Origin of the sequence: Nocardioides sp. (assembly GCF_964228225.1) — a bacterium.
In the GTDB taxonomy this organism is placed as follows: Bacteria; Actinomycetota; Actinomycetes; order Propionibacteriales; family Nocardioidaceae; genus Nocardioides.
Genome location: NZ_CAXQZB010000080.1, coordinates 1 through 26,982 on the forward strand (window position 1 = coordinate 1; position 26,982 = coordinate 26,982).

Annotated in this window: 23 protein-coding genes and 1 rRNA gene; 11 read left to right on the forward strand and 13 right to left on the reverse strand. The window is 74.8% G+C overall.

The window, feature by feature from the left end; genetic code table 11:
• Positions 1-73 precede the first annotated feature (73 nt).
• Together ACERUJ_RS18720 and ACERUJ_RS18725 are read right to left on the reverse strand one after the other, a co-directional pair.
• Positions 74-1,498 (reverse strand): amidase, encoded by a 1,425-nt coding sequence (locus ACERUJ_RS18720; RefSeq protein WP_370250450.1) that lies wholly within the window; start codon positions 1,496-1,498, stop codon positions 74-76.
• Between the two features lie 47 nt (positions 1,499-1,545).
• Positions 1,546-2,085, reverse strand: coding sequence for an NADPH-dependent FMN reductase (locus ACERUJ_RS18725; RefSeq protein WP_370250451.1), 540 nt, complete (start codon positions 2,083-2,085; stop codon positions 1,546-1,548).
• Positions 2,086-2,167: 82 nt separating this feature from the next.
• On the opposite strand from ACERUJ_RS18725, the gene ACERUJ_RS18730 reads away from it, so the two are divergent.
• Positions 2,168-2,791 carry a TetR/AcrR family transcriptional regulator gene (locus ACERUJ_RS18730; RefSeq protein WP_370250452.1) on the forward strand — a complete coding sequence of 208 codons (624 nt, stop codon included), beginning with the start codon at positions 2,168-2,170 and terminating at the stop codon, positions 2,789-2,791.
• Position 2,792: 1 nt separating this feature from the next.
• Here ACERUJ_RS18730 and lepA read toward each other — a convergent pair whose 3' ends face one another.
• Positions 2,793-4,673, reverse strand: coding sequence for a translation elongation factor 4 (lepA, locus tag ACERUJ_RS18735; RefSeq protein ID WP_370250453.1), 1,881 nt, complete (start codon positions 4,671-4,673; stop codon positions 2,793-2,795).
• Between the two features lie 135 nt (positions 4,674-4,808).
• Here lepA and ACERUJ_RS18740 point away from each other — a divergent pair, with 135 nt between their 5' ends.
• Entirely contained in the window at positions 4,809-5,804 is a 996-nt protein-coding gene (locus tag ACERUJ_RS18740; RefSeq protein WP_370250454.1) for a hypothetical protein, read from the forward strand.
• 150 nt (positions 5,805-5,954) lie between these two features.
• The gene (gene rpsT / locus ACERUJ_RS18745) at positions 5,955-6,215 is read left to right on the forward strand and encodes a 30S ribosomal protein S20 (RefSeq protein ID WP_370250455.1); all 261 of its coding nucleotides are present in this window, start codon (positions 5,955-5,957) and stop codon (positions 6,213-6,215) included.
• Between the two features lie 99 nt (positions 6,216-6,314).
• On the opposite strand, the gene holA is transcribed toward rpsT, so the two are convergent.
• From holA to leuS, 5 genes are all read right to left on the reverse strand, one after another.
• Positions 6,315-7,298, reverse strand: a complete 984-nt coding sequence (gene holA, locus ACERUJ_RS18750) for a DNA polymerase III subunit delta (RefSeq protein ID WP_370250456.1) — start codon at positions 7,296-7,298, stop codon at positions 6,315-6,317.
• 68 nt (positions 7,299-7,366) lie between these two features.
• Positions 7,367-9,808, reverse strand: a complete 2,442-nt coding sequence (locus tag ACERUJ_RS18755; RefSeq protein WP_370250457.1) for a ComEC/Rec2 family competence protein — start codon at positions 9,806-9,808, stop codon at positions 7,367-7,369.
• The gene (locus ACERUJ_RS18760) at positions 9,805-10,827 is read right to left on the reverse strand and encodes a helix-hairpin-helix domain-containing protein (RefSeq protein ID WP_370250459.1); all 1,023 of its coding nucleotides are present in this window, start codon (positions 10,825-10,827) and stop codon (positions 9,805-9,807) included. Before ACERUJ_RS18760 ends, ACERUJ_RS18755 begins: the two co-directional genes overlap by 4 nt.
• 104 nt (positions 10,828-10,931) lie before the next feature.
• Complete coding sequence (locus tag ACERUJ_RS18765) at positions 10,932-11,900, reverse strand: DegV family protein (RefSeq protein ID WP_370250460.1); 969 nt, start codon at positions 11,898-11,900, stop codon at positions 10,932-10,934.
• A gap of 108 nt (positions 11,901-12,008) precedes the next feature.
• Positions 12,009-14,513, reverse strand: coding sequence for a leucine--tRNA ligase (gene leuS, locus ACERUJ_RS18770; RefSeq protein WP_370250462.1), 2,505 nt, complete (start codon positions 14,511-14,513; stop codon positions 12,009-12,011).
• A gap of 263 nt (positions 14,514-14,776) precedes the next feature.
• Here leuS and ACERUJ_RS18775 point away from each other — a divergent pair, with 263 nt between their 5' ends.
• Positions 14,777-15,547 (forward strand): SDR family NAD(P)-dependent oxidoreductase, encoded by a 771-nt coding sequence (locus ACERUJ_RS18775; protein ID WP_370250463.1) that lies wholly within the window; start codon positions 14,777-14,779, stop codon positions 15,545-15,547.
• Positions 15,548-15,587: 40 nt separating this feature from the next.
• Here the strand turns inward: ACERUJ_RS18775 and ACERUJ_RS18780 are convergent, their stop codons facing one another.
• On the reverse strand, positions 15,588-16,565 hold the full coding sequence (locus ACERUJ_RS18780) for an alpha/beta fold hydrolase (protein ID WP_370250464.1): 978 nt from the start codon (positions 16,563-16,565) through the stop codon (positions 15,588-15,590).
• A 151-nt stretch (positions 16,566-16,716) separates the two neighbouring features.
• On the opposite strand from ACERUJ_RS18780, the gene ACERUJ_RS18785 reads away from it, so the two are divergent.
• The 7 genes from ACERUJ_RS18785 to ACERUJ_RS18815 all read left to right on the forward strand — a co-directional run bounded on the left by ACERUJ_RS18785 (position 16,717) and on the right by ACERUJ_RS18815 (position 24,001).
• The gene (locus ACERUJ_RS18785) at positions 16,717-18,081 is read left to right on the forward strand and encodes a PucR family transcriptional regulator (protein WP_370250466.1); all 1,365 of its coding nucleotides are present in this window, start codon (positions 16,717-16,719) and stop codon (positions 18,079-18,081) included.
• A gap of 79 nt (positions 18,082-18,160) precedes the next feature.
• The gene (locus tag ACERUJ_RS18790) at positions 18,161-19,345 is read left to right on the forward strand and encodes an acyltransferase domain-containing protein (protein WP_370250467.1); all 1,185 of its coding nucleotides are present in this window, start codon (positions 18,161-18,163) and stop codon (positions 19,343-19,345) included.
• A gap of 47 nt (positions 19,346-19,392) precedes the next feature.
• Positions 19,393-20,385, forward strand: coding sequence for a beta-ketoacyl-ACP synthase III (locus ACERUJ_RS18795; RefSeq protein WP_370250476.1), 993 nt, complete (start codon positions 19,393-19,395; stop codon positions 20,383-20,385).
• Between the two features lie 79 nt (positions 20,386-20,464).
• Complete coding sequence (locus tag ACERUJ_RS18800; protein WP_370250468.1) at positions 20,465-20,710, forward strand: acyl carrier protein; 246 nt, start codon at positions 20,465-20,467, stop codon at positions 20,708-20,710.
• Positions 20,711-20,765: 55 nt separating this feature from the next.
• A complete protein-coding gene (locus ACERUJ_RS18805; protein WP_370250469.1) occupies positions 20,766-22,025 on the forward strand; it encodes a beta-ketoacyl synthase in 1,260 nt (419 codons plus the stop codon).
• The gene (locus tag ACERUJ_RS18810; protein WP_370250470.1) at positions 22,022-23,467 is read left to right on the forward strand and encodes an acyl-CoA carboxylase subunit beta; all 1,446 of its coding nucleotides are present in this window, start codon (positions 22,022-22,024) and stop codon (positions 23,465-23,467) included. Before ACERUJ_RS18805 ends, ACERUJ_RS18810 begins: the two co-directional genes overlap by 4 nt.
• 111 nt (positions 23,468-23,578) lie before the next feature.
• Positions 23,579-24,001 (forward strand): hypothetical protein, encoded by a 423-nt coding sequence (locus ACERUJ_RS18815; protein ID WP_370250472.1) that lies wholly within the window; start codon positions 23,579-23,581, stop codon positions 23,999-24,001.
• 100 nt (positions 24,002-24,101) lie between these two features.
• On the opposite strand, the gene ACERUJ_RS18820 is transcribed toward ACERUJ_RS18815, so the two are convergent.
• The 4 genes from ACERUJ_RS18820 to rrf form a co-directional block, all read right to left on the reverse strand.
• On the reverse strand, positions 24,102-24,632 hold the full coding sequence (locus ACERUJ_RS18820; RefSeq protein ID WP_370250473.1) for a DUF3145 domain-containing protein: 531 nt from the start codon (positions 24,630-24,632) through the stop codon (positions 24,102-24,104).
• Positions 24,633-24,795: 163 nt separating this feature from the next.
• A complete protein-coding gene (locus ACERUJ_RS18825; RefSeq protein WP_370250474.1) occupies positions 24,796-25,713 on the reverse strand; it encodes an alpha/beta fold hydrolase in 918 nt (305 codons plus the stop codon).
• A gap of 27 nt (positions 25,714-25,740) precedes the next feature.
• The gene (locus tag ACERUJ_RS18830) at positions 25,741-26,790 is read right to left on the reverse strand and encodes a tetratricopeptide repeat protein (RefSeq protein WP_370250475.1); all 1,050 of its coding nucleotides are present in this window, start codon (positions 26,788-26,790) and stop codon (positions 25,741-25,743) included.
• A 99-nt stretch (positions 26,791-26,889) separates the two neighbouring features.
• Positions 26,890-26,982, reverse strand: a 5S ribosomal RNA gene (rrf, locus tag ACERUJ_RS18835); the annotation flags it as partial.

Below are 26,982 nucleotides of genomic sequence, written 5' to 3' on the forward strand. Positions count from 1 at the left end.
GTCACAAGCATTCGGCAGCGGAATCCGCGGTTTCCGCCTGCCGAATGCTTGTGACGACTGGAGACGGCGACCCTCACCAGCCCGGGGGGCGGCGGTGGTGCCAGGGGGCGGCGGCCTCGACCTGGGCGGCGAGGGCGAGGAGCAGCTCCTCCTCGGCCGGACGGGCGGCGAGCATGACGCCCACCGGCAGCTCGGGGGCCTCGGCCGTGGGCGCGGTCCAGTGCAGCGGCAGGCTGACGGCGGGCATCCCGGTCACGTTCCAGACGCTGGTCCAGGGGGTGAAGCGCTTCTGGGCGGCGAAGTCGGCGGCCGGGTCGGCGTCGTCGCGCAGGGCGCCCACGGGTAGCGGCGGGGCGGCCAGGGTCGGGGTCAGGACGACGTCGTAGGGCGCCAGCGCCTCCAGGGCGCCGGCGGCGTGGCGCCGCATCGCACCCAGCGCGCGCCCGAAGTCGGGGCCGTTCACGGCCTCGCCGCGCGCGGAGAGCCACCGGGTGAGGGGGCGCAGCAGGTGCTGCTGCTCGGTCGGCACCGGGGTGAGGGCGGTGAGCACCGCCCAGACCGTCTCGAACACGGCCACCGCCTCGCGGGGCAGCGGCACCGGCACGTCCTCGACGTCGTGGCCCAGCTGCTCCAGCAGGTGCGAGGCGCGCTCGTAGGCGAGCAGGCACTCCGGGTGCACCTCGACCTCGTCGAGGATCGGGACGGCGAAGCGGGCGACGCGCAGCCGACCGGGCGGGCGCTCACAGGCCGCCAGGAACGTCGAGGACGGCGCCGGAGCCCACGCGGGATCGCCCGGCCGGCGTCCGGCGAGCACGTCGAGCAGCGCGGCGGCGTCGCGCACGGTCCGGGCGATCGGACCGGGCGTGGCCAGACCGGTCGGCTCGCCGTAGGAGGGCCAGCCGCTGATCCGGCCCCGGGTGGGCTTGAGCCCCACCAGCCCGCAGCACGAGGCCGGGATGCGGATCGAGCCGCCGCCGTCGGAGCCCGGGGCGAGCGGCACCAGGCCCGCCGCGACAGCGGCCGCCGCCCCGCCGGAGGAGCCGCCCGCCATCCGGGTGCGGTCCCACGGCGTGACGGCCGCCGGCCGTCCCTCCGGTTCGGTGTAGCAGGGGGAACCGAACTCCGGGGTCGCGGTCTTGCCCAGCGACGGCATCCCCGCCGCCGCCACCGCGGCCGCCACGGCGTCGTCGACGTCGGGCACGAAGCCGGCGAACACCGGCGACCCGAAGGCGGTGGGCACCCCGGCCGTGAGGGTGAGGTCCTTGTGCGCCGTCGGCAGGCCGTACAGCGGCCCGGCGTCCTCCCCCGGCAGCGGCAGCGCGGCCGCGACGTCCACCGCGCGCTCGGGGTCCAGATGCACGAACGCGCCGACGTCGTCTCGACGTACGGCGCGTTCGGCGTAGTGCAGGACCAGCTCGCGGGGGCTCACCTCCCCCGCGCGGATCAGGCGGCCCTGGGCGAGGGCGGACAGGTCGTGGAGCTCGGTGGGGTCGGCCACCCCTCCACGCTAGCCCTGCCCCCGATCGAGCCAGGATCAGGCAGGGATCAGGCCGCGACCTGGTGGGTGGCCAGGGCGCGGACCACCTCGACGAAGCGGGCGAGCACCTCGGCGTCGGTGACAGGGTCGACCTCGAGGGCCGACTGGCTCGCGACGGCGGTCTCGACGACGATCGCGCCGGCGATGCCCGCGGAGCGCTGGGCGTCGGCGTGGGCCCACTTGCCGCCGTAGGGCGTCGGGGTCGCGCCGATCACGCCGAACGGCTTGCCGGCGATCGGGCCGGCGCCGTAGGGCCGGGAGAGCCAGTCGATGGCGTTGTTGAGCACGGCCGGCATCGTGCCGTTGTACTCCGGCGTCACGGCCAGCACGGCGTCGGCGGCCGACACGCGCTCGCGCAGGGCCACGGCGGAGGCCGGGGCGTTGGCGGTGTCGAGGTCCTCGGAGTAGAAGGGGACCTCGTGGAGGCCCTCGACGATCTCGAGGACGACGCCCTCGGGGGCCTGGGCCACGAGGGCCTGGGCGATCTTGCGGTTCAGGGAGTCGGCGCGCAGGCTGCCGACCAGGACGGCGATGCGGGTGTCAGTCATGTCCGTCGAAACGGACCGCAGTCCGTTTGTATTCCGGCCGCCAGGAAGAATCTTTGTGGCCACTGCCACTACCCTCCCCGACATGGACGCATCAGCAGGACCGGGCGGGCCCAGCCCCGGCCCCCGCCTGCTGCCTATGGCCGACCAGCCGGCACCCGAGCGTGCCGACGCCCAGCGCAACCGACGCGCCCTGCTGGAGGCCGCCGCCGAGCTGATCGACCGGTGCTCGGTCGAGAACGTGACGATGGACGCCGTCGCCCAGCGCGCCGGCGTCGGCAAGGGCACCGTCTTCCGGCGCTTCGGCAGCCGCGAGGGCCTGATGGCCGCCCTGCTCGACCACTCCGAGCGGGAGTGGCAGCACGCCGTGATGGCCGGCCCGCCCCCGCTCGGCCCGGGCGCCGCCCCCTGCGCGCGCCTGCATGCCTTCGGCGAGAGCCGGCTGCGCCTCAACCTGCGCCACAGCGCGCTGATCCGCGCGGCGGGCCACACGGGCTCGCGCAGCGTCCCCGCCGCCTCCTTCGCCCAGCTCCACGTGCGCCACCTGCTCACCGCGCTCGAGGTGCCGGGCGACGTCGCCTACCTCGCCGTCGCGCTGCTGGCCCCGTTGGAGGGGCCGATCGTGCAGCAGCAGCTGCGCGAGGGCGTCCCGATCGAGCGGCTCGAGGCCGGCTGGCACGACCTGGTGGACCGGCTCGTCCGCGCCTGACCTACTTCTTGCCGGCCTTCTCGGCTCCGCCGCCACCGGTGGAGAGCGCGGCCACGAAGGCCTCCTGGGGGACCTCGACGCGCCCGACCATCTTCATGCGCTTCTTGCCCTCCTTCTGCTTCTCCAGCAGCTTGCGCTTGCGGGTGATGTCACCGCCGTAGCACTTGGCGAGCACGTCCTTGCGGATCGCGCGGATGTTCTCGCGGGCGATCACGCGGGCGCCGATGGCGGCCTGGATCGGGACCTCGAACTGCTGGCGCGGGATGAGCTCCTTGAGCTTGCCGGCCATCATCACGCCGTAGGAGTAGGCGGCGTCCTTGTGCACGATCGCGGAGAACGCGTCCACCGGCTCGCCCTGCAGCAGGATGTCGACCTTCACCAGCGCGGCCGCCTGCTCGCCGGAGCGCTCGTAGTCGAGGGAGGCGTAGCCCTTGGTGCGCGACTTCAGCTGGTCGAAGAAGTCGAAGACGATCTCGCCCATGGGCAGCGTGTAGCGCATCTCGACGCGGTCCTCGGAGAGGTAGTCCATGCCCTGCAGCGTGCCGCGCTTGGTCTGGCACAGCTCCATGATCGTGCCGATGAAGTCGCTCGGCGAGAGGATCGTGGCCTTGACCACCGGCTCGCGCACCTCGGCGATCTTGCCCTCGGGGAACTCGCTGGGGTTGGTCACCTCGATCTCGGTGCCGTCCTCCATCGTCACCTCGTAGACGACGTTGGGGGCGGTGGAGATCAGGTCGAGGCCGAACTCCCGCTCGAGCCGGTCGCGGGTGATCTCCATGTGCAGCAGGCCGAGGAAGCCGATCCGGAAGCCGAAGCCCAGGGCGCCGGAGGTCTCGGGCTCGAAGGTGAGCGCGGCGTCGTTGAGCTGCAGCTTCTCCAGCGCCTCGCGCAGGTCGCCGAACTGGTCGCCGTCGATCGGGTACAGGCCCGCGTAGACCATCGGGTTGGGGTGCTGGTAGCCGCCCAGGGCGTCGGTCGCACCGCCGTGCTGGGTGGTGACGGTGTCGCCCACGCGCGACTGGCGCACGTCCTTCACCCCGGTGATGAGGTAGCCGACCTCGCCGACGCCGAGCTCGCCCGCCTTGACCTGCTCGGGGCTGATGACGCCGATCTCGAGCATCTCGTGGGTGGCGTTGGTCGACATCATCTTGATGCGGTCGCGGTGGTTGAGCGAGCCGTCGACGACGCGGACGTAGGTGATGACGCCGCGGTAGGTGTCGTAGACGGAGTCGAAGATCAGTGCCCGCGCGGGCTTGTCGGCGTCGCCGACCGGGGCCGGGGTCTGCTTCACGACCTCGTTGAGCAGCTCCTCCACCCCGACGCCGGTCTTGGCGCTGACCCGCAGCACGTCCTCGGGCTCGCAGCCGACCAGGCCCGCCAGCTCCGCGGCGTATTTCTCGGGGTTGGCGCTGGGCAGGTCGATCTTGTTCAGCACCGGGATGATGTGCAGGTCCGCGCCCATCGCCAGGTACAGGTTCGCCAGCGTCTGGGCCTCGATGCCCTGCGCGGCGTCGACCAGCAGGATCGCGGCCTCGCACGCCTCCAGGGACCGCGAGACCTCGTAGGTGAAGTCGACGTGGCCCGGGGTGTCGATCATGTTCAGCACGTAGTGGCCGGGCTCGGCGCCCTGCTCGTTGCCCTCGGTGACCCGCCACGGCATGCGCACGGCCTGGCTCTTGATCGTGATGCCGCGCTCGCGCTCGATGTCCATGCGGTCGAGGTACTGCGCGCGGGCGCTGCGCTCGTCGACCACACCGGTGAGCTGCAGCATCCGGTCGGCGAGCGTGGACTTGCCGTGGTCGATGTGCGCGATGATGCAGAAGTTGCGGATGACCGCGGGATCGGTGTGGCCCGGCTGCGGGGCGGACGAGGCGAGCGACATGGTGGCCCCATTCTGCCGAAGCAGGCCACACCCCCACGAATCATGCGGCCCCGGTGGGCAGATCCGGGTCGCTGCCGCGCGGGCCACCGGCGCGGACGCCGCGGTGCGGGCGCTCGGTGTGGCAGGGTCGGGGCCGTGCCTCCGACCAGCCGCACGGGCCCCCGCCGGGCCCGCCTCCCCCGCGCCACCGCGGTGCGACTGGCCTGGCGGATGCTGCCGCCCGAGCTGCGCGACGCCGTCGCCGAGCGGTGCGGCGCCCCGATCGTCGACGCCGTCTCGGCCGAGACCGGCTTCACCCCCGGCATGGCCTCGGTGCTCACCGCCGCCGACGGGTCGCGGCACTTCGTCAAGGCCGCCTCCGTGCGCGCCCAGGCCGAGTTCGCCGCCGCCTACCGCGCGGAGTCGCTGGTGCTGGACCGGATGCCCGCGGGCGTCGCGATCCCCCGGCTGCAGTGGACCCTCGGCGTCCCCGAGCTCACCCCGGGCGGACTCGGCGACCGCTGGGAGGGCGAGTGGGTCGTGCTCGGCATCGAGCACATCGACGCCGACCCGCCGCCGCGCCCCTGGTCCCCGACCGACCTGCAGCGCTGTCTCGACGCCCTGCACGCCACCGCCGTCGCGCTCACCCCCGCGCCGTGGCCCGCTCCCACGCTGGCTCAGGACCTCGGCACCCTGCCCGACCACTGGCGCTACGTGCTGCGCACCTTCGCGCTGCCCCACGGGCGCGAGGCCGCCCAGCTGGCCCGCGGGTTCGCGGCCGCGACGGCCGGACGCACCCTGATCCACACCGACATGCGCGACGACAACCTGCTGCTCGGGCCCGACGCCGTGTGGAGCTGCGACTGGAACTGGGCCGTGCAGGGGGCCGCCTGGGTCGACGCGGTCTCGCTGCTGCTCGGCGCCGCCGCCGACGGCCTCGACGCCGACGCCGTCGTCGCCACGCACCCGATCTTCACCGGCGCCGACCCCGAGGACGTCGACGTCCTGCTGGCCACGCTCACCGGCTACTTCCTCGCCGCCGGCGATCGCCCCGAGGCGCCCACCTCCCCCTACCTGCGCGCCCACCAGCGGGCGCTCGGGGAGGCCGCGTGGGAGTGGCTGTGCCGGCGCCGGGGCTGGCCGCCGGAGTAGGGTCCGGGCCGGTCCGCACCACCGCCGACGTGCACGATTGGGAGCCGGGGCGGGGCTGTTGGTACTGTGGGCCGTCGCGCGCCAGGCGTCACCGCCGCGCGCCCTCGAGCACCAGCACTCATCCGATCCGAAGGCAACGAGAAGGCACCCGTGGCGAACATCAAGAGCCAGATCAAGCGCAACAAGCAGAACGAGAAGCGCCACGAGCGCAACAAGGCCGTCAAGTCCGGCCTGAAGACCGCGATCCGCAAGTTCCGCGACGCCGCCGACGCCGGCGACAACGAGAAGGCCCTCACGGCCTCCCGCGAGGCCACCCGCCTGCTCGACAAGGCGGCCTCGAAGGGCGTCATCCACAAGAACCAGGCCGCCAACCGCAAGTCGGCCATCGCCAAGCGCGCCGCGTCGCTCTGATCGCCGCGGCTCCGGCCGCACCGCTGGGCGTTCGACAGCACCCGCCACCCCTCGGGGTCGCGGGTGCTGCGCTTTTCCCGGGGCTCCCACCCGGCCCGCTCAGGCGTCGCGCAGGCCGGTGACGGTGAGCACGAGACGCTCGAGGGAGTAGGCGGCGTCGGTGGCCGCCCCCTTGACCTCGGCGTCGGCGGTGGCGACGGCGCGGATGGCGGCGGCGATGCCGGGGGCCGACCAGCCACGGGACTGGTCGCGCACGGTGCGCAGCTTCCACGGCGGCACCCCCACCTCACGCGCGAGGTCGGCCTCGCGCATGCCGCGCGGGGCGGACATGTAGCGCGCCAGACCCCGGGCACCCGAGGCGAAGGCGGAGGTGACCAGCACCGGCGCCGTGCCGTTGTCGAGCGCCCAGCGCAGCTCCTCCAGCGCCCGCGCACGGTGACCACCGAAGGCGTGGTCGGCGACCGCGAAGGACTTGGCCTCCGCGCGGCCGCCGAAATAGCGGCCCACGATCTCGGGGGTGATCGCCTGGCCCGGGAAGTCGTGGGTGAGCTGGTGGGCGGCGGCGGCGAGGCTGCGCAGGTCCTGGCCGATCGCCTCGACCAGCAGCCGGGAGGCGGCGGCGTCGAGCGTGCCGCCGTGGCGCTTGGCCTCGGCGGCCACGAATCCCGGGTACTCCGAGGCCTTGAGCTCCGCCGACTTCAGCTCGGTGACGGTGCCGAGCTTGCGCAGCTTGGTCAGGGTGCCCGACCCCTTCGCGCCCCCGGAGTGCACCAGCACGACGGCGACGTCCTCGGCCGGGGCCGCGGCGTACTCCAGCAGCCCGGCCACCGACTCCTCCGGCAGGTTCTCCAGCGCCCGCACGACGACGCAGCGGGTGGTGGAGAACAGCGACGGCGCCGCCAGCTCCCCCAGCGCGGCCATCGACAGCTCGCTCGCACTGGCCTCCGAGAGCTCCGCCTCGGCGTCGTGTCGCCGCACGAGGGTGCGGACGTCGGCGATGGCGCGCTCGTTGAGGTACTCCTCCTTGCCCGTGACCAGGGTGATGCGTCCGAGCGGGTGCTCACCGCGCGCCGTGCCGACCATGCGCCCAGCCTGCCAGACCCCACCGACGAGTCGGGTCCGGTCGGCCGGATCCGACCACGGTCGGGGCGTCAGGGCAGCAGCCGGGCGCCGTCCGGGCCGGCGACCACCACCAGATCCCCGTCGAGGTCGGTGCGCCCCAGGTCGGCGCCGGCGTCGGTGACCGCCAGCAGCGTCGCGGCCGCGGGGTGCCCGTAGTCGTTGTCGGCCCCCACCGTCACCACCGCCACCTCCGGGCGCAGGGAGGCCAGCCACGCCAGATCCTGGTAGGCACTGCCGTGGTGCGGCACCTTGAGCACGTCGACGTCGAGACCGGGGTGCGCGCGGGCCAGTTCGGCCTGCGCCTGCGGTTCCACGTCGCCGGTGAGCAGGATCCGCACCCCGCGCACCTGCGCCAGCAGCACCAGCGAGGAGTTGTTGGCCGCCGAGCCGTCGCCCGGCCCGGGCCGCTCCCCCTCCCCCGGCGGCCAGAGCACCTCCAGCGACACCTCGCCGACGTCGTAGCGGCTCCCGGGCGGGCCGGGCACCTCCGGCAGGTCCGAGGCGGCCCCCGTCCCGGAGAGCGCCTCGCGCACCGACACCACGCCCGTGCGCGGGTCGAGCACGCGCGGGGTCCACACGCGTCCCACCGGTGCGGAGGCGAGCACGCGGGCCAGACCCCCCACGTGGTCGGCGTGGTAGTGGGTGAGGGCGACCAGCGGGACCTGGGTGATGTCGTGGCGCTCCAGGCAGTCCGCCGCCGCCTGCGGATCCGGCCCGACGTCGACGACGACCGCGGTGCGGGGGCCGGCGCGCAGCAGCAGGGTGTCGCCCTGACCGACGTCGCAGGCGACGAGCACCCAGGCTCCGGGCAGCGGCCGCGGCGCACCGGCGGTGCGCAGCAGCAGTACCGCCAGCACGAGGACGACCAGGAGCACGAGGCCGCCGCCGCGCCGGCCGAGGTCGAGGCCGGCCCGTCGCGCCCGGGCCAGCGCGACGCGCACCACCACCAGGCCCCCACCGCACACCACCGCGAGCACCACCGCGACCACCAGGGCGGTGCGCCACGGCACGGACGCCGCAGGCACCGACGCCGCGGTACCGGCGATCGCGCGGATGCCGGCGAGCGCGAGCCCCGCCGTCCGCGCGCACACCTCGGACAGGGGGCCCGGGAGCGGTTCGAGCAGACCGGCGGCGAGCCCGAGCACGGTGGCAGGGCCGACGAGTGGCGCCGCCAGCAGGTTGGCCGGGACGGCGATCAGGCTGACCTGGCCGGAGAGCGCCGCGACGATCGGGGTGCACGCCGCCTGAGCGGCCGCCGGCACCGCGAGCGCCTCGGCGAGCAGCCGAGCGGGTCCGGGCGGCAGTCGCGTGCGCAGCAGGAGCGGAACGAGGCGGTCGCGCCACACCGGAGCCAGCAGCACGATGCCGGCGGTGGCCAGCACCGACAGGGCGAAGCCGGGCGCCACGGCCAGGGCGGGCGAGAGGAGCAGCAGTACCAGCACCGCCACGCCGAGGCTGCGCAGGGCACGACGACGGCCGTCGACGCGGAGCGCGAGCACCCCCACACACCCCATGACCGCCGCGCGCAGCACGCTCGGCTCGGCACGGGCCACGAGCACGAAGGCGAGCACACCGGCCAGGGCCACGAGCGTCAGCGCCCGACCGCGCACCCGGCAGGCCCGGGCGAGCGCGAGCAGGACGACCAGCAGCAGGGTGAGGTTGGTGCCGGAGACCGCGAGCAGGTGGGTCAGCCCCGCCGCGCGGAAGTCCTCCTGGACCTCGGTCGGGATCGCGACGTCGTCGCCGGTGACGAGCGCGGGGAGCAGAGCGCGCGGGTCGGGCGGCAGGGGTGCGGCGGCCCGGCGCACCTGCCCGCGCACGGCGGTGGCCACGCGCCACCACCGGTCCGGCGCGCCGAGGACCCGGACGGGACCGGCGTCGAGGACCGCCCCCACGTCGCCGCGCGCTCCCCCCGGGGCAGGCGCGAGCCGGCCGGTGGTGGCCACCCGCGCACCCAGCGGCACCCGCGACCACCCGGCGTCGCCGGAGAGGACGAGCACCGGCGCGGCGAGCCGCGTGCGCAGGCCGCGCGCGTCGACGAGGCGCACCTGCAGGCGCACGACGGTGCCCGCGGCCCGAGGGCCTTGGAACGGCCGCGGATCGGAGACCACCACCCCCTCGACGGCGACCGCGGCACGCGCCTCGGCGAGCGGCGCCAGGGGCGCCCGCACGGCGTGCGTGCGCGCCCCGGCGAGCGCCGCGGTCACGATCACCGTGGCGACCGCCGCCAGGACCCAGGACCGCGACCACCGCGCGCCGGGACCACCGGGACCACCGGGACGACGTGCGAGCACGCGGTCCACCCGCCACAGCGCGCCGGCGAGGCCGACCACGACACCGATCGCCACCGTCGCGGGCGTCAGCAGCACGACCACCGTGGTGACCCACGCGAGCAGCGCCAGCCCCGCCACCCGGGTGTCGTGCGGCTCGGGCGGGGCGGCGTCCGGGCTCGGCGCACCCGCGCCGGTCACACCGTGACGAGCGGGGTGAGCTGCGCCAGGGTGGCGTCCCCGATGCCGTCGACCTCGAGCAGCTCGACGACGGCGCTGAACCCGCCGTGCTCCTCCCGCCAGCCGATGATCGCGGCCGCCGTGACGGGACCGACCTGGGGCAGGGTCTCGAGCAGCGCCTGGTCGGCGGTGTTCAGGTCCACCGGTGCGACCGGCACCGCCGGCGTGACCGGAACCGAGGGGAGGGTGGGCCCGGGGGTCGCCGGGGGCGGGACAGCTCCCGGCCCGACGCGCACCTGCTCGCCGTCGACGAGCAGCCGCGCGAGGTTGAGATCGCCGAGGTCGACCCCAGGACGGGCGCCGCCGGCCGCCTCGAGCGCGTCGGCCACCCGCGCTCCGGCCGGGAGCACGACCAACCCGGGACGGCGCACCCGGCCGACGACGTGGACGGTCACCTCCGGCTCCGCGGCGGCGGGCACCACCGGGTCGGGCGCCGCCGACCCGGCCGTCGAGCCGCCCGCCGCGGCCGGGGCGACCTCGGCTGCCACCACGGCGACCGGCGGGTCGGCGGGCACCGGCGCCGCCCGACCCACCACCCACACCGCGACCAGCGCGGCCCCGCAGAGCACGGCCAGGACGACACCGAGCTGGGCGGGGCCGAAGCGACCGCGCCGCGCAGCATGGCGCCCGATCCGTGGCAGCACCGGCGGCTCGTCCGACGGGACCACAGGCAGCGAGGGCGATCCCGGAGCCCCGGTCGGGCCGGCGGGGCCGGATGGCACCGCCACCGGCGCTGCCGCTGCGGTGCCGGGGGTGCCGGGGGTGCCGGGGGTGCCGGGGGTGCCGGGAGGATCGGCGGGCCGGGGCCGGGTGTGTTCCTCCCACCACCCGGTGGGCAGCGGGACGACCGGCGCGAGCGGCGCCGGCGGGTCCGGCTCCGACGGGCCCGAGCCCCCGGGTGCGGCGACCCCCAGATCCCGGGCGAGGGCCGCCCATCGCGCCGCCAGCACGTCCTGGTCGTCGTGTCGTCGTCGTGGCATGCCCGCGACGCTAGGTCGGCCCGCGGACCGGTTCCGCGCTCCGGGTGACCGGGGGTGGAGGGGCCGGGTCCGGGCGCTCCTGGGGACGATCCGGCGTCAGCGGATCACGAGGACGCGGGCCACGAGGACACCGACCGGGGTGCCACGCACACGGCGATCGCGCCGGGCCCGACGTGCGCCCCCAGCACGGCGCCGACCTCGCGACACCACACCTCCCGGCCCTCCAGCTGCGCGGCGAGCCGCTCCCCCAGCTGGCCGGCCAGCTGCGCGGCGCGGTCGGCGCTGGCGAGGTGGGCCACGCAGACGTCCAGCGGCCTCTCCCCGGCGGCCTCGACGGCGAGGTCGGCCATCCGGGCCAGGGCCCGCCCCGAGGTGCGCACCCGCTCCAGCGGCACCACGGCGCCGTCGGTGAGGGTGAGCAGCGGCTTCACCGCCAGCGCGCCGCCCAGGAACGCCGCAGCGGAGCTGACCCGACCGCCCCGGCGCAGGTACTCCAGGGTGTCGACGTAGAAGAACGAGGAGCTGGCCGCGGCCCGGGCGCGTGCCGCCGCGGCGGCCTCGGCGGCGGTGCCGCCCGCGCGCACGACCTCGGCGGCGCTGAGCGCGGCGAACCCGGTGGCGACCCCCACCTGGAGGCTGTCGACGCAGGTCACGGGGACCTCGACCTGGCGGGCGGCCAGCTGGGCGGACTCGACGGTGCCGCTCATGCGCCCCGAGAGGTGCACCGAGACGACCTCGGTGGCCCCCGCCGCCGCGAGCCCGCGGTACACCTCCGCGATCCGTGCGGGGGCCGGACGGGAGGTGCTGACCGGGCGGAACTCGCGCAGCGCCGCGGCGAGCGCCTCGGGTGTCGCCCCGGGCTCGCCCTCGTCGACGCACTCGGCGCCGATCACGACCTGCAGGGGCACCACGACGACGCCCGCGGCCGCCGCGACCTCGGGCGGCAGGCTGGCGGTGGAGTCGGTGACGACGACGATGCGCGAGGCCGGGGCCTGCGTGGGCTCGACCGGCGCCGGCGTCTCCCGGGCGGGAGCCGCCGACCCGCGCGGGGTCCTCGCGTCGTCCACCGTCATGCCCGGGAGGATATCCCCCGGGGTGAAGCCGGATGAAGTCCCGGATCGGGCCGTGGACCGCCGCCCGCGCGGACGGACGGCGATCCCGAGCAGCAGCCGGGCCGGACCTCAGACGACGATGTTGACCAGCTTCGGGGCGCGCACGATCACCTTGCGCACCTCGCGCCCGTCGATCGAGGCGACCACCGCCGGGTCGGCCAGGGCCAGCGCCTCCAGGTCGGCCTCGGAGATCGTCGGCGGCACCTCGAGCCGGGCCCGCACCTTGCCCTGGATCTGCACCACGGCGGTGACGCTGTCCTCGACCAGCAGCTGCTCCTCGACCGCGGGCCATGCGGCCTGGGCCACCGACGGGGCGTGCCCGAGCCGCTCCCACATCTCCTCGGCGGTGTAGGGCGCGACCATCGAGAGCAGGATCGCCACGGTCTCGGCCGCCTCGCGCACCGCGGGGTCGGCCGGGCCGCAGCCGGCGTCGATGGCCTTGCGCGTGGCGTTCACCAGCTCCATCACCCGCGCGACGACGACGTTGAAGCGGTAGCTCTCCACCAGCTGCTCGGCCTCACGGACGGTGCGGTGGGTGACGCGGCGCAGCGCGACGTCGCCGGTGGCGGCGTCGGACCCGGGCGCGGAGGTGACGTCGCCGGCCAACCGCAGCGCCCGCTGCAGGAAGCGCAGCGAGCCCGCCGGGGAGACGTCGGCCCAGTCGATGTTGTCCTCGGGCGGGCTGGCGAAGACCAGCGTGAGCCGCACGGCGTCGACGCCGAACTTCTCCAGCTGCTCGCCCAGGTTGACGCCGTTGCCCAGCGACTTGCTCATCTTGCGGCCGTTGTTGATGACCTTGCCCTGGGAGAGGTAGGCGCTGAACGGCTCGTCCCAGGTGATCAGTCCCGCGTCGCGCAGGGCCTTGGTGAAGAACCGCGCGTACAGCAGGTGCAGCACGGCGTGCTCGTCGCCGCCGAGGTAGAAGTCGATCGGCCCCCACGCCTGCGCCAGCGCGGTGTCGAAGGCCGCGGTGTCGTCGTGCGGGGACAGGAAGCGGAAGAAGTACCACGACGAGTCCACGAAGGTGTCCAGCGTGTCGGTGTCGCGCTCACCGGGACCGCCGCAGCGCGGGCAGGCGACCTCGACCCACGACCGCGCGCCGCCCAGCGGCGAGGTGCCCTTCGGCTTGAGGTCGGCGCCGCGCAGCTCGGGCAGCTCGACCGGCAGCTGGTCGGTGGGCACCGGCACCTCACCGCACGCCGGGCAGTGGATGATCGGGATGGGGGCGCCCCAGTAGCGCTGGCGGCTCAGCAGCCAGTCGCGCAGCCGGAAGTTCACCGTACCGGTGCCGACGCCGTCGGCCTCCAGCCGCTCGATCACCGCACGGATGCCGGCGGCCTTGTCGCGCAGCCCGTCCAGCGCCCCGGAGTTGACGTAGGTGCCGTCGCCGGTGGTGGCGACACCGCTGGTGGCCGGGTCCTCCTCGCCGGTGTCGACGACGCGCCGCACCGGCAGGTCGTGGGCGCGGGCGAAGTCGAGGTCGCGCTGGTCGTGGGCGGGCACGGCCATGATCGCGCCCGTGCCGTAGTCGGCCAGGACGTAGTCGGAGGCCCAGATCGGCAGCCGCTCGCCGTTGACGGGGTTGACGGCGTGCACGCCCAGGAACACCCCGGTCTTGGGGCGGTCGGTGGACAGCCGCTCGATGTCGGAGGCCTTGCGAGTGGCCTCCAGGTAGGTCTCGAACGCCTCCTGCTGCGCCGGCGTGACCAGCTCGCGGGCCAGCGCGGCGTCGGCGGCCACCACCATGAAGGTGGCGCCGTGCAGGGTGTCGGGGCGGGTGGTGTAGACCCGCAGCGGCTCCTCGCGGCCCTCGACGGCGAAGTCGACGTGGGCGCCCTCGGAGCGCCCGATCCAGTTGCGCTGGGCGTTGACGACCTTGCCGATCCAGGTGTCGCTCAGCCCGTCGAGGGAGTCGTACAGCTCCTGGGCGTAGGCGGTGGTGCGGAAGTACCACTGGGTCAGCTCGCGCTTGGTGACCTCGGCGCCGCAGCGCTCGCAGGTGCCGTCGGCCAGCACCTGCTCGTTGGCCAGCACGGTCTGGTCCTGCGGGCACCAGTTCACCGGGGAGTTCTTGCGGTAGGCCAGGCCCTGCTCGTGCAGCTTCAGGAACAGCCACTGGGTCCAGCGGTAGTACTCCGGGTCGGAGGTGTGCAGGCGGCGCGACCAGTCGAAGCTGACGCCGTAGCGCTTCATCGAGGCGTACTGGGTCTCGATGTTGGCGTAGGTGTAGGTGGCCGGGTGCTCGTCGTTGCGGATCGCGGCGTTCTCGGCCGGCAGGCCGAAGGAGTCCCAGCCCATCGGGTTGAGGACCTCGAAGCCGCGGAAGCGCCAGTACCGGGCGATGACGTCGTGGATCGCGAAGACCTCCGCGTGCCCCATGTGCAGGTCGCCGCTGGGGTAGGGGAACATCGTCAGCGCGTAGCGCTTGGGCTTCCCGGCGAGCACCGCGGCGTCGTCGGCGCGGAAGGGGTCGAGGGCATCCCACACGCCCAGCCACTTCTCCTCGATCGCCTGCACGTCGGCCGGTGCGTCGGCCGGGACGTCGGGGGTCTCGGTCGCCTGCGCGTCGCTCATCGTCATCTCTCTCCACACCTCGGGCACTTCTGACACTTCTGGCTGATCAGGGGCCTGCTCTCCGGCCCCGGACATACGAAAGCCCCTCGCTGCTGCAAGGGGCCGGCCGCGTCGACGGGTACTGCGTCGGCGCGGCTAGAGAAGGAGCAGGACCTGAGCCATGCCGCCATCCTAGCGCTGCGGCCCGGCGCACGCTCCGCGGTTCCGGCCGGGCAGGGCCGGCCCCCGTCGTGGTGTCGTCGCCCCCGTCTAGGCTGCCGCCCATGTCGACCTCCACCGTCCTCGACCTGTTCCGCCTCGACGGCCGCGTCGCGATCGTCACCGGCGCCTCCAGCGGCCTCGGCGTCGCCTTCGCCCAGGCGCTGGCCCAGGCCGGGGCCGACGTCGTGCTGGGGGCGCGCCGGGTCGACCGGCTCGCCGAGACCTCCGCCCTGGTGGAGGCGACCGGACGGCGGGCGCTGGCCGTGGCCACCGACGTCGCCGACCCCGACTCCTGCCAGGCCCTCGTCGACGCCGCGGTGGCCGAGTTCGGGCGCGTGGACGTGCTGGTCAACAACGCCGGCATCGGCACCGCCGTCCCCGCCACCAAGGAGACCCCCGCGCAGTTCCGCGAGGTCGTCGACGTCAACCTCCACGGCTGCTACTGGATGGCCCAGGCCTGCGGACGGGTGATGGGATCCGGCGCGAGCATCATCAACATCTCCTCGATCCTCGGCATCACCACGGCCGGACTCCCCCAGGCCGCCTACGCCGCGTCGAAGGCCGGCCTGCTCGGCCTGACCCGCGACCTCGCCCAGCAGTGGACCGGGCGCAAGGGCATCCGCGTGAACGCGATCGCCCCCGGCTTCTTCCTCTCCGAGATGACCGACCAGTACCCCGAGGGCTACCTCGAGGCGCAGATGCCCCGCATCCCCGCCGGCCGCAAGGGCGACCCGGCCGAGCTCGCCGCCGCGGTGGTGTTCCTCGCCTCCGACGCCGGCGGGTACGTCACCGGCCAGTGCCTCACCGTCGACGGCGGCATGACCATCGCCTGAGCCGTGCGGCCCCCGCGCCGGGGCGCGAGGACGAGCCCCGTCAGGCGATCGAGGCGGTGCCGGCCGGCAGCGGGCTGGCGGCGGCCGGGGTGGGCCGGCCGCGCTTGAGCAGCGTGCGCCACTTGGCCCGGGAGTAGGCGGCGGGGTCGGTGCTCGACACCCAGTCGTGCACGATCCGCGCGAACCGCTCGGGGTGGTCCTTGTGCGGGAAGTGGCCGGCGTCGGGGATCACCTCGATGCGCGCCTTGGGGGCGAGCGCGGCGGCGTTGGAGGCGTGGCGCACGGGGATGACGAGGTCCTCGCGTCCCCAGACCACGCACATCGGCATCGCCTCGGTGAGGTAGGCGCGGTCGGCCATCGTGACGATCTGCCCGCGCCAGTCGACGACGGCGCGCACGACGTGGCGGATCGCCGCCCGCGCGGCGGGGTCGGCGAAGGACTCGTAGATGTCGGCGATCTCGCCGAGGTCGCGGGTGGTGCGGGTGTCGGCACGGCTGAGGGCGCGCAGGCCGGCGACCCCGACGTGACGCACGCCCGGCACCGTCAGCAGGCCCATCACCTGGTGGTAGCCGGGGGTGGTGATGGCGCGGATGATCGGGGTGACCTCGGGGCCCAGACCGCCGGAGGCGACGAGCATGAGGCGCTCGGTGCGCTCGGGGAACTGGTAGGCGAACTGCATCGCCACCCCGCCACCGAAGGAGTGGCCCACCACCGTGACCTTGTCGATGCCGAGCACGGTGAGCAGGTCGCGCATGCCGTTGGCGTAGCCGCCCACGCTGTAGTCGGCGCGCGGCTTGGCCGAGCGCCCGTGACCCAGCAGGTCGGGGGCGATGACGGTGTAGTGGCGCGCCAGCAGGTCGATCACCGGGGACCAGGTGGTGTGGTCGCAGGCCAGGCCGTGCATCAGCAGCAGCACCGGACCGCTGCCCACCTTGACGTAGGCGCGCTCGTGCCCGTGGAGCGTGACGTACTGGATCTCGTGCGGGCCCGCGGGGCGGTCCTGGAGCGCGTGGGTCATCGGGAGGCTCCCGTCGTCGGCGGTGGCTGCGGGGCGCAGACTCCGTCGTCCGCACGCGGTTCGCGATTCAACCACGCACCGGGCCCCGAGGAGGACGGTTCCCACAGAACCGACACCCCCACCCACCCCGGCGGGCGGCTACCGTGACGGCGTGACGACCACCACCCGCCGCTCCACCGGGGGGACGATCCCGCCGCGCCGCGCGCGCGCCGCCACCACCCTGAGCCGGTCCTCGGGCCGACTCGGCACCCGGGTGGTCACGCGCATGGATGCGGAGATGCCGTGGTTCCGCGACCTCGGCGCCGAGGAGCGCTCGTGGGTGGGCCAGATCGTGCAGGCCGGCATCCGGGCCTTCGTGGAGTGGTACCGGCAGGAGGGCACCGAGGGCCCCGACGGCGCCGACGCCGACGTCCCGCTGCCCGCCACCCCCGGGGTCACCGCCTCGGTCTTCGGGGTGGCCCCGCGCGCCTTGGCCGGCGTCATCAGCCTGCGCCAGACCGTCGACCTGGTGCGGCTCACCATCGAGGTGGTGGAGCAGCAGGTGCCCCACCTGCTGCCCGCCGAGGACGTCGGCCACGTGCGCGAGGCGGTGGTGCGCTACGGCCGGGAGGTGGCCTTCGCCACCGCCGAGGTGTACGCGCGCGCCGCGGAGGTGCGCGGCGCGTGGGACGCGCGGCTGGAAGCCCTGGTGGTCGACTCCGTGCTGCGCTCGGAGCGCGACGAGTCGCTGATGTCGCGCGCCAGCGCCCTGGGCTGGGCCGGTCGTGCCGACGTGTGCGCGGTGCTGGCCGACCTGCCCGCCGAGCTCGCCGACCGCGACGTGCGCGGCCACGGCGACCTCGTCGACGCCGTGCGCCGACGCGCCCGCGAGTCCGGGATGGACGCCCTGGGCGCGGTGCAGGGCGCGCGACTGGTGGTGCTGCTGGGCGGGGCCCCCGACCCGCGGGCGGCCGCCGCGACCCTGCTGGACCTGGTCGGGACCGGGCCCGTGGTCGTCGGTCCCCGGGTCGGCGACCTCAGCCAGGCTCACGTCTCCGCCCGCGCGGCGCTGGCCGGTCACCGCGCGGTGGGGGGCTGGCCCGACGCGCCGCGGCCCGTGATGAGTGCCGACCTGCTGCCCGAACGGGCACTGGCCGGCGACGTCCACGCACGTCGTCACCTCGTGGAGGAGGTCTACGCCCCGCTCGCCCGGGCCCGGGGTCCGCTGGTGGAGTCGCTGGACGCCTACCTCGCCCAGGGCGGGTCCGTGGAGGCCACCGCGCGGGCGCTGTTCGTGCACCCCAACACCGTGCGCTACCGGCTGCGCCAGATCACCGAGGCCACCGGCTTCGCCCCCCACGCCCCGCGCGAGGCGCTCGCCCTCCAGCTGGCGCTGATCCTGGGCCGTCAGTACGACGCACGCCCCGCGAGCTGGCGTCCCGAGGCGCCGTCGGCCGACCGCGGGCCGGAGGACGATCCGGAAACGGTCGCCGACGGGCCCGCCCCGACGCCGGCGTCCAGCGAGCCGACGTTGTAGGAACCGCACAAAGATCGCCGGGCGAGTTTCGTCGGTCGCGGCCCCCGGCGCGGGCACCGCCGGCAGGCACAGTGGTGCCGTGCTCGTCATCGTGGCTCCTGGACAAGGGGCGCAGACCCCCGGCTTCCTCACCCCCTGGATGGAGGACGACGTCTTCGCCTCCCGCCTGCACTGGCTCTCCGCCGTCGCGGGCCTCGACCTCGTCGAGCACGGAACGGTGTCCGACGCCGACACCCTGCGCGACACGCGAGTGGCCCAACCGCTGCTGGTCGCCGCCGGCCTGCTCGGATCGCTGGCGCTCTTCCCCCACCCCGCCGACGCGTTCGGCCGTGTGGGGGCCGTGGCCGGGCACTCGGTGGGCGAGCTCACCGCCGCCGCCGGTGCCCGGGCGATCACCGCCGAGCAGGCGCTGGTGCTGGTGCGCGAGCGGGGTCGCGCCATGGCGTCGGCCGCCGCGACCACCGCCACCGGCATGACCGCTGTGCTCGGCGGCGAGCGCGAGGACGTGCTCGCCACCCTGGCCCGCCACGGGCTGACCGCGGCCAACGACAACGGTCCCGGGCAGGTGGTGGCCGCCGGCACCACCGAGCAGCTCGCGGCGCTGACCGCCGACCCGCCCGCGAAGGCACGCCTGATGCCGCTGGCGGTCGCCGGCGCGTTCCACACCGAGCACATGGCACCCGCCGTCGGCCACGTGGCGCGGCTCGCGGCGTCGGTGTCGGTGCACGACCCCCGCATCCCGGTGATCTCCAACCACGACGGCCACATCGTGCACGAGGGCCGCGACCTGCTGCAGCGGCTGGTCGCGCAGATCGCCCGCCCCGTGCGCTGGGACCGCTGCCTGGAGACGATGGCCGACCTCGGCGTGACCGGCATCCTGGAGGTGCCGCCCGCCGGCACCCTGACCGGGATCGCCAAGCGCGCCCTGCGCGGCGTCGAGACCTTCGCCCTCAAGACCCCCGACCAGCTCGACGCCGCCCGCGACTTCGTCGACCGGCACGGCGAGGGCTCGCTGCTCACGACCACGCCCACGTGGCGGATGGTCGTCTCGCCCGCCAAGGGCACCTTCCACGTCGACGCCGACGCCCGCGACCGCGACCTGCTGGCCGCCGGGGTGGAGATCGGCGGCGTCAGCAGCCTGCGCGACCGCGTCGCCGTCACCGCCCCGCACGGCGGTCAGGTGGTGGAGTGGCTGGTGGAGGACGGCGACCCCGTCTCGCCCGGCCAGCCGCTGCTGCGCCTGCACCCCGAGGGCGTCGAGTGACGACGACCCCCCACCACCCGACCGACGCCGCGCGGCGTCGCCCGGTCCTGCACACCGCGAGCGGCTCCGCCCACGCACGCCTGCTCGGCGTCGGCGCCTACCGACCGGCCCGGATCGTGCCGAACGCCGAGATCGTGGAGGCCATCGACTCCAGCGACGAGTGGATCCAGCAACGCTCGGGCATCCGGGAGCGCCGCTTCGCCGGGCCCGAGGAGACCGTGCAGGCGATGAGCGTCGCCGCTGCCCGGCAGGCCCTGGACCGGGCCGGCCTCGAGCCGCAGCAGATCGACGCCGTGCTCGTCGCCACCGTCAGCCACCTGCTGCAGACCCCCGCGGTGGCCCCCGCGATCGCCCACGAGCTCGGCACCGGCGGCGCGGCCGCCTTCGACCTCTCCGCCGCCTGCGCCGGGTTCTCCCACGGACTCGCGCTGGCCGGCGACCTCGTGCGCGGCGGCAGCGCCCGCCACGTGCTCGTGATCGGCGTCGAGCGACTCTCCGACATCACCGACCCCACCGACCGGGGCACCGCGTTCATCTTCGCCGACGGCGCGGGCGCCGTCGTCGTGGGTCCCTCCGACGTGCCGGCCCTCGGGCCGGTGGTCTGGGGCTCCGACGGCGAGCAGTTCGACCTCATCCGCCAGCGCGCCGACTGGCGCGAGGTCGTCGCCGGCGACCACCCCGGTCTGCCGGCGCTCACGATGCAGGGCGCCGCGGTGTTCCGTTGGGCCTCCTTCACCATGGCCAAGGTCGCGCTGCAGACCCTCGACCGGGCCGGGCTGAGCGTGGAGGACCTCGACGTGTTCGTGCCGCACCAGGCCAACATGCGCATCATCGACGCGATGGCGCGGGCGATGAAGCTGCCCCCGCACGTGCGGATCGCCCGCGACGTCGCCACGATGGGCAACACCTCCGCGGCCTCGGTGCCGCTCGCGCTCGCACGGATGATCGAGGACGGCGAGGCCCGCTCCGGCGACCTCGCCCTGCTGATCGCCTTCGGCGCCGGGCTGGCCTTCGCCGGCCAGGTCGTCGTCGTGCCCTGAGCGCCCGTCCCTGCCCCCAACTCTCCCCCCACCCCCGACCCGAGCCGACCGGGCTCGCCCACCGAAAGGAACCGCATCGATGCCCACCACCGAGGAGATCCGCGCCGACCTCGCCGAGATCGTGCAGGAGATCGCCGGGATCGAGCCCGACGACGTCCAGCTCGACAAGTCCTTCGTCGAGGACCTCGACGTCGACTCGCTCTCGATGGTCGAGGTCGTCGTGGCCGCCGAGGAGAAGTTCGGCGTCACGATCCCCGACGACGAGGTCAAGAACCTCAAGACCGTGGGCGACGCCGTCGCCTACATCGAGCGCGCGAGCGCCTGACCCGCATCCGATCGACCCGGGCGGCCACCACCGCCCGCACCCCGGAGGGATCCGCATGAACCAGCGACGTGTGCGCGTCGTCGTCACCGGTCTCGGGACGAGCAACCCGGTCGGCGGCGACGTCGCCAGCACCTGGGAGGCCCTGCTCGCAGGCCGCTCCGGGGTGCGCCCGATCGATCAGCCCTGGGCCGAGCAGCTGCCGGTCCGCATCGCCGCCACGGCCGCGGTCGACCCCGCCTCGGTGCTCGACCGCGTCGTGGCGCGCCGCCTCGACCGCAGCACCCAGTTCGCCCTCGTCTCGGCCCTGGAGGCCTGGGCCGACGCCGGTCTGGACGCCGCGCAGGAGGCCGGCGACCTCGACGGCGAGCGGGTCGGCGTCGCGTTCGCCTCCGGGATCGGCGGCGTGTCGACCCTGCTCAGCAACTACGACACGCTGCTGGAGAAGGGGCCGCGACGCGTGTCGCCGCTCTCGGTGCCGATGCTCATGGCCAACGCCCCGGCCGCGAACGTCGGACTGCGCATCGGCGCCCGGGCGGCGGTGAACACCCCCGTCTCGGCCTGCGCCTCGGGCAACGAGGCCGTCGCCCTCGCCGCCGACCAGATCCGGCTGGGCCGCGCCGACGTCGTGCTCGCCGGCGGCTGCGAGGCGGCGATCCACCCGCTGCCGATCGCCGCGTTCGCGAACATGATGGCGCTGTCGAAGAACGACGGCGACCCCACCACCGTGTCCCGGCCCTGGGACCTCGCCCGCGACGGGTTCGTGCTCGGGGAGGGCGCCGGCGCGCTGGTGCTGGAGTCGGAGGAGCACGCGCGGGCGCGCGGCGCGCGGATCTACGCCGAAGTGCTCGGCACCGGCATCACCGCCGACTCCCACGACATCGCCCAGCCCGACCCCGAGGGGCGCGGCGGCACCCGGGCCATCCGGGCCGCGCTGGCCGACGGCGACGTCGATCCCGCCCTCATCGCCCACGTCAACGCCCACGCCACCTCGACCCCGCAGGGCGACGTCGCCGAGGGCCTGATGCTGCACGCCACCCTCGGCGCCCACGTCGACCGCGTCGTCGTCAGCGGCACCAAGTCGATGACCGGGCACCTGCTCGGCGGCGCCGGGGCGCTGGAGTCGGTCGCGACCGTGCTCGCCCTGCACCACCGGATGGCCCCACCCACGATCAACCTGGACGACCTCGACCCGCAGGTGCGGCTCGACATCGCCACCAAGCCCCGCGAGCTGCCGGTCGGCGACGTCGCCGCGCTGAACAACTCCTTCGGCTTCGGCGGCGCCAACGTCGCCGTCATCTTCGGGAGCGCCTCGTGACCGCCACCGCCACCCCCGCCGCCGCGACCCCGGCCACGAAGCCGCCGCGGGAGAGCGACCCGCGCTACCCCGTCAACCGGCTGCGCGCCCTGCTCGACGAGGGCTCGATGCTGCCGCTCTCCCCCGAGGACGACAGCGGCATGCTCGCCGTCACGGGCACCGTCGACGGCACCCGGGTCGTCGCGTTCTGCTCCGACCCCACCGTGATGGGCGGGGCGATGGGCGAACGCGGCTGCGCCGTCGTGGTCGCCGCCTACCAGCGCGCGCTCACCGACGGCGTGCCGATCATCGGGCTGTGGCACTCCGGCGGCGCGCGCCTCGCCGAGGGCGTGTCGTCGCTTCACGCCGTGGGGCTGATCTTCCAGATCATGACGCGCGCCTCGGGCCGGATCCCGCAGCTCTCGGTGGTGCTCGGCCCCGCCGCGGGCGGCGCGGCCTACGGTCCGGCGCTCACCGACGTCGTGATCCTGGGCCCCGAGGGCCGGATCTTCGTGACGGGCCCCGAGGTGGTGCGCTCGGTCACCGGCGAGGCGGTCGACATGCTGCGCCTGGGCGGCCCGGAGCCCCACGGCCGCCGCTCGGGCGTCGTGCACGTGCTCACCGACTCCGAGGCCGAGGCCCTGGGCCGGGCCCGCGAGCTCGCGGTGCTGCTGGGTTCCCAGGGCTCGCTGGCGGTCGACGACGTCGTCGACCGTGACCTGGCCGCGCAGCTGCCGGAGTCGCCCAAGCGCGCCTACGACGTGCACCCGCTCGTGGACGACCTGCTCGACGAGGGCACCATGGTCGAGCTCCACGCCCGGTGGGCCCCCAACATCGTCACGGCCCTGGGCCGGCTCGGCGGGCGCACGGTGGGCGTGGTGGCCAACAACCCCCTGCGCCTCGGCGGGTGTCTGGACTCGTTCTCGGCCGAGAAGGCCTCGCGGTTCGTGCGCATGTGCGACGCCTTCGGCATCCCCCTGGTGGTCGTCGTCGACGTCCCCGGCTACCTGCCCGGCGTCGGCCAGGAGTGGGACGGCGTCGTGCGGCGCGGCGCGAAGCTGTTGCACGCCTTCGGTGAGTGCGTCGTCCCCCGCATCACGCTCGTGACGCGCAAGACCTACGGCGGGGCCTACATCGCGATGAACTCCCGCTCCCTGGGCGCCACCCACGTGTTCGCCTGGCCGGGAGCGGAGGTCGCGGTGATGGGCGCGGTGGCCGCGGTGCGCATCCTGCACCGTCGCCGCCTCGCCGAGGTCGCACCCGATGCGCGGGCGCAGGTGGAGGCCGAGCTGGCCGCCGAGCACGAGCGGATCGCCGGTGGCGTCGACCGCGCGGTCGAGATCGGCGTCGTCGACGAGGTCATCGAGCCCGCCCGCACCCGCAGCGCGATCGCGCGCGTGCTGGCGCAGGCGGTCGCGCGCGACGGCGTGCCGCGGGGCGCCCACGGCAACATCCCGCTCTAGCTGGCGCGGTCCCGGGACGCGAATGGTCCGTGACGGATCCGGCGCTGCGGCGTTGCTAGGTTGGAGACGCACTTGACGTCCGTCACACCCGGCGACCCCGAGGAGAAGTCCATGCCCCTGGCCCGTGCCCGCCGCACCGCCGCCGCCCTGGCCGGCACCGTCGCGATCGGTCTGCTCGGCGCGGTCCCGGCACCGGCCGACGCCGCCCCGCGCTACCAGCCGTGGGGCTCGACGTCGTCGAAGGACTTCCGGCTCAAGGTCGGCTGCCACCCCTACCGGTTCACGTACAAGATCACCGCGCCCACCGACGAGTGGGCCGCGGAGTTCTTCGTGGTCAACCCCAACGGTCGGGTGATCGCCTCCCCGGCCATCGACGCCGGGTCCGACGGCCCGCGCGGCACGATCACCTACACCGTGTGCAAGCCCAGCACGGTGCGCGGAGTGCACAAGATCAAGATGAAGGTCACCTGGCAGGACGGCCGGTTCATCACCGCCGGCTTCACCAAGCCCACACGGTTCCGCTTCACCCGCTGACCCGGGTCCACCGCGGAACGAGCACGCGCGGACACGACCAGCGCCCCCGGTCCTCGGACCGGGGGCGCTGGTCGTTCACGCGCGACGGGGGGGAGGTGTCCTAGACGACCTGGTGGAGCCAGCGCACGGGCGCGCCGTCGCCGGCGTAGCGGAACGTCTCGAGCTCGTCGTCCCACGGCTTGCCCAGCAGCTTGTCGATCTCGAGCTCGAGGGTGGTCTCGCCCAGCGCCGACTTCACGACCGCCGCCTTGAGCCGGTCCTCGGGGATCATCACGTCGCCGTGCAGGCCCGTCACGGCGTGGAAGATCCCGAGGTCGGGGGTGTAAGAGAACCGCGAGCCCTCGGTGTGGGCGGTCGGCTCCTCGGTGACCTCGAAGCGCAGGTGGTTCCAGCCCCGCAGGGCCGAGGCGATCGCGGCCGCCGACCCGGCGTCACCGGTCCAGGACAGCTCGGCCCGGTAGGTGCCGCTCTGGGCCGGCTGCGGGGTCCAGTCGGGGTGCACGGGCGCGCCGAGGACGCCGGCCACGGCCCACTCGACATGAGGGCACAGCGCGGACGGCGCCGAGTGGACGAACAGCACACCACGGGTCGTGGTGGTGCGGGTCGTGCCACGGGTGCTGGTGCTGGTCACGGTGATCTCCTTCATCGTCGGCGCGAGTGACGCCTTCCCCAGCGGTCTCGGACGACGATCGGACACATCGTGACAGGTGTGCAGTTGTGAGCCCATTGTGACCCATGGTGAGTCGTCGCGCCAGTGCCGGGCGCAGGCGCTCCGGAGGCGCCGCGGGCGGGGCTCAGCGGGAGGCGGACACCGGGTCGAACAGGGTGTCCATCACCTCGCGCGCGATCCCGAGACCGCCCAGGTGGCTCTCCCCGTCGATGACGCGCAGCTCGGCGTGCGGCAGCAGGTCCACGACGTGCCGGCCGTGGGCGAAGGGGACGATGTGGTCGGCGTCCCCGTGCCACCACACCACCGGCACCTGCACGTCGCGCGGGGAGAAGCCCCAGTCGCGGGTGAAGAGCACGAGGTCGTTGAGCGGGGCGAGGGTCTGGAACCGGCTGCCGTTGAGCAGGTCGTCGAGGAACATCGCCTTGAACTCCGGGCGTGAGAGCAGCGACCGGTCCCCCACCGGCTGCACCGCGGCATAGAGGTCGAGCCCGAGTCCCGCCACCGGACGGGCGAGCCGGATGGCGCCGGTCAGCGCCACTCCGAGGGGCACACGGGTGGCGGCCAGGACCGGAGCGAGCGCGACGGCCAGCTGGATGATGCCGCCCGGAGCGGCGTCGGCACCGCACGTGGGCGCGACGCCTCCGAGGACGCCCACCTTCGTCACCCGGTCGGGAAGGGCGTGCCCGGCCGCCAGGGCGTACGGACCGCCCCCGGAGAGCCCCACGACCCGCACGTCCTCGACGGCGAGGGCGTCGAGCAGCAGGTCGAGGTCGGCGGCCCAGTCGTGCAGACGGTCGTAGAGGTGCGGGGTCGAGGACCCGATCCCCGGGCGGTCGATGCCGATGATGCGCAGACCGCGCTCCTCGGCGTAGGCCCGTGCCTCGAGGGGGATCTGTCGACGGGCGCCGGGGGTGCCGTGCAGCCAGACCAGGGCCCGGCCACGCGGCGCGCCGTACTCGGCGAAGCTGAGCCGGCGCCCGTCGCGGACCCCCACCGATCCCTCGAGGGCGGGGCGGGCGACGTCGTGCCGTGCTGCTGCCATGCGCCGCATCATGGCAGCCGGCGGCCTTCAGCCACGGTCGATCCGGCGCTCGAGATCCTCGGCGCGCTCGGCGGCGTCGGTGATCTCGTCGGCGTCGATCGCATGCGTGCGGTGGAACCACGCCAGCGCGTCCTTCTCGCGCCCCGCCGCCACGAGCGCGTCGGCATAGGCGTAGCGCAGACGGACCACCCAGGCGTGGCGACTCTTGCTGTTGAGCGGGGAGAGCTCCAGGGTGCGCAGGGCGGCGTCCAGCTGCCCCATGTCGCGCCGCGCCCCGGCCTCGACCAGCGTCATCTCCGCCTTCGCCTCAGGGCTGAAGTTGACCACCGAGGGGCTCTTGGCCAGCTTGAGGGCCTGCTCGGGCTGCCCGAGCGCACGGTGGCAGTCAGCCATGATGGGGATGTAGGCCGTCGCCCCGTTCATCCGCTTGGCGGCCCGCAGCTCGGCGAGCGCCACCGCGTAATGCCCGGCGGCGTAGGCCGCCTCGCCCGTGGCCTCCCGCACGACCGCGATCCGCGGCGCACGCGCCTTGGCCGCCAGGGTGTGCTGGTAGGCGGTCTCAGGGTCCTCGTCCACCAGCATCCCGGCCGCGACCAGGTGGCGCGCCACACGGGAGGCCAGCTTCTCCGGGAGGCCCTTCAGCTGAGCCGAGACCGACCGGTCGAGCTCAGTGCCCTGGATGTCGTCCGAGAGCGGCGGACCGTCGTAGAGCGCCTGCTCGCGGGTGCGCTCGGCGTCCGTGCGGGGACGCCGCTCCCCGGAGGGACGGCCCCCCGGCTTGCCGCCACCACGACCGACGGGCTTGCCGCCCGACCGGGGGCCTCCCTTGCCGGCCGGAGCGCCCCCACGGGACGGACGCTCGTCGCGCCCACCGGAGCGGGAGGGAGCGCCGTCGCGGCCGCCGGAGCGACCCGGTGCACCGTCGCGGCGGGGGCCACCACCGGCGCGACCGCCCTGACGAGGACCGTCGCTGCGCGACCCGCCACCAGCACCGCCGCTGGGGCGGGCGGGACGCCCGTTCCCGGAGCGCTGTCCCTGGTTGTCACGTCGACCCGACGATCCCTGCTGCTCGGCCACGTCGTGGCTCCCTCTTCTCGTATGAACTCCGATGCACCGAGCACGGTGCACAAATGCGTAGAGGCCACCGGCACAAGGCGGTGGCCTCTACGAATGTATGTCCGGCGGCGTCCTACTCTCCCACAACCTCGCGATTGCAGTACCATCGGCGCTGGCAGTCTTAACTTCCGGGTTCGGTATGGGACCGGGTGT

What these genes read in the sequence shown, in the direction of transcription:
- ACERUJ_RS18725 (WP_370250451.1), bottom strand. Translation starts at nt 2,085, where the DNA reads ATGACTGACACCCGCATCGCCGTCCTGGTCGGCAGCCTGCGCGCCGAC.
- ACERUJ_RS18730 (WP_370250452.1), top strand. Translation starts at nt 2,168, where the DNA reads ATGGACGCATCAGCAGGACCGGGCGGGCCCAGCCCCGGCCCCCGCCTG.
- lepA (WP_370250453.1), bottom strand. Translation starts at nt 4,673, where the DNA reads ATGTCGCTCGCCTCGTCCGCCCCGCAGCCGGGCCACACCGATCCCGCG.
- holA (WP_370250456.1), bottom strand. Translation starts at nt 7,298, where the DNA reads ATGGTCGGCACGGCGCGCGGTGAGCACCCGCTCGGACGCATCACCCTG.
- ACERUJ_RS18760 (WP_370250459.1), bottom strand. Translation starts at nt 10,827, where the DNA reads ATGCCACGACGACGACACGACGACCAGGACGTGCTGGCGGCGCGATGG.
- ACERUJ_RS18765 (WP_370250460.1), bottom strand. Translation starts at nt 11,900, where the DNA reads ATGACGGTGGACGACGCGAGGACCCCGCGCGGGTCGGCGGCTCCCGCC.
- leuS (WP_370250462.1), bottom strand. Translation starts at nt 14,513, where the DNA reads ATGAGCGACGCGCAGGCGACCGAGACCCCCGACGTCCCGGCCGACGCA.
- ACERUJ_RS18775 (WP_370250463.1), top strand. Translation starts at nt 14,777, where the DNA reads ATGTCGACCTCCACCGTCCTCGACCTGTTCCGCCTCGACGGCCGCGTC.
- ACERUJ_RS18780 (WP_370250464.1), bottom strand. Translation starts at nt 16,565, where the DNA reads ATGACCCACGCGCTCCAGGACCGCCCCGCGGGCCCGCACGAGATCCAG.
- ACERUJ_RS18800 (WP_370250468.1), top strand. Translation starts at nt 20,465, where the DNA reads ATGCCCACCACCGAGGAGATCCGCGCCGACCTCGCCGAGATCGTGCAG.
- ACERUJ_RS18805 (WP_370250469.1), top strand. Translation starts at nt 20,766, where the DNA reads ATGAACCAGCGACGTGTGCGCGTCGTCGTCACCGGTCTCGGGACGAGC.
- ACERUJ_RS18815 (WP_370250472.1), top strand. Translation starts at nt 23,579, where the DNA reads ATGCCCCTGGCCCGTGCCCGCCGCACCGCCGCCGCCCTGGCCGGCACC.
- ACERUJ_RS18825 (WP_370250474.1), bottom strand. Translation starts at nt 25,713, where the DNA reads ATGGCAGCAGCACGGCACGACGTCGCCCGCCCCGCCCTCGAGGGATCG.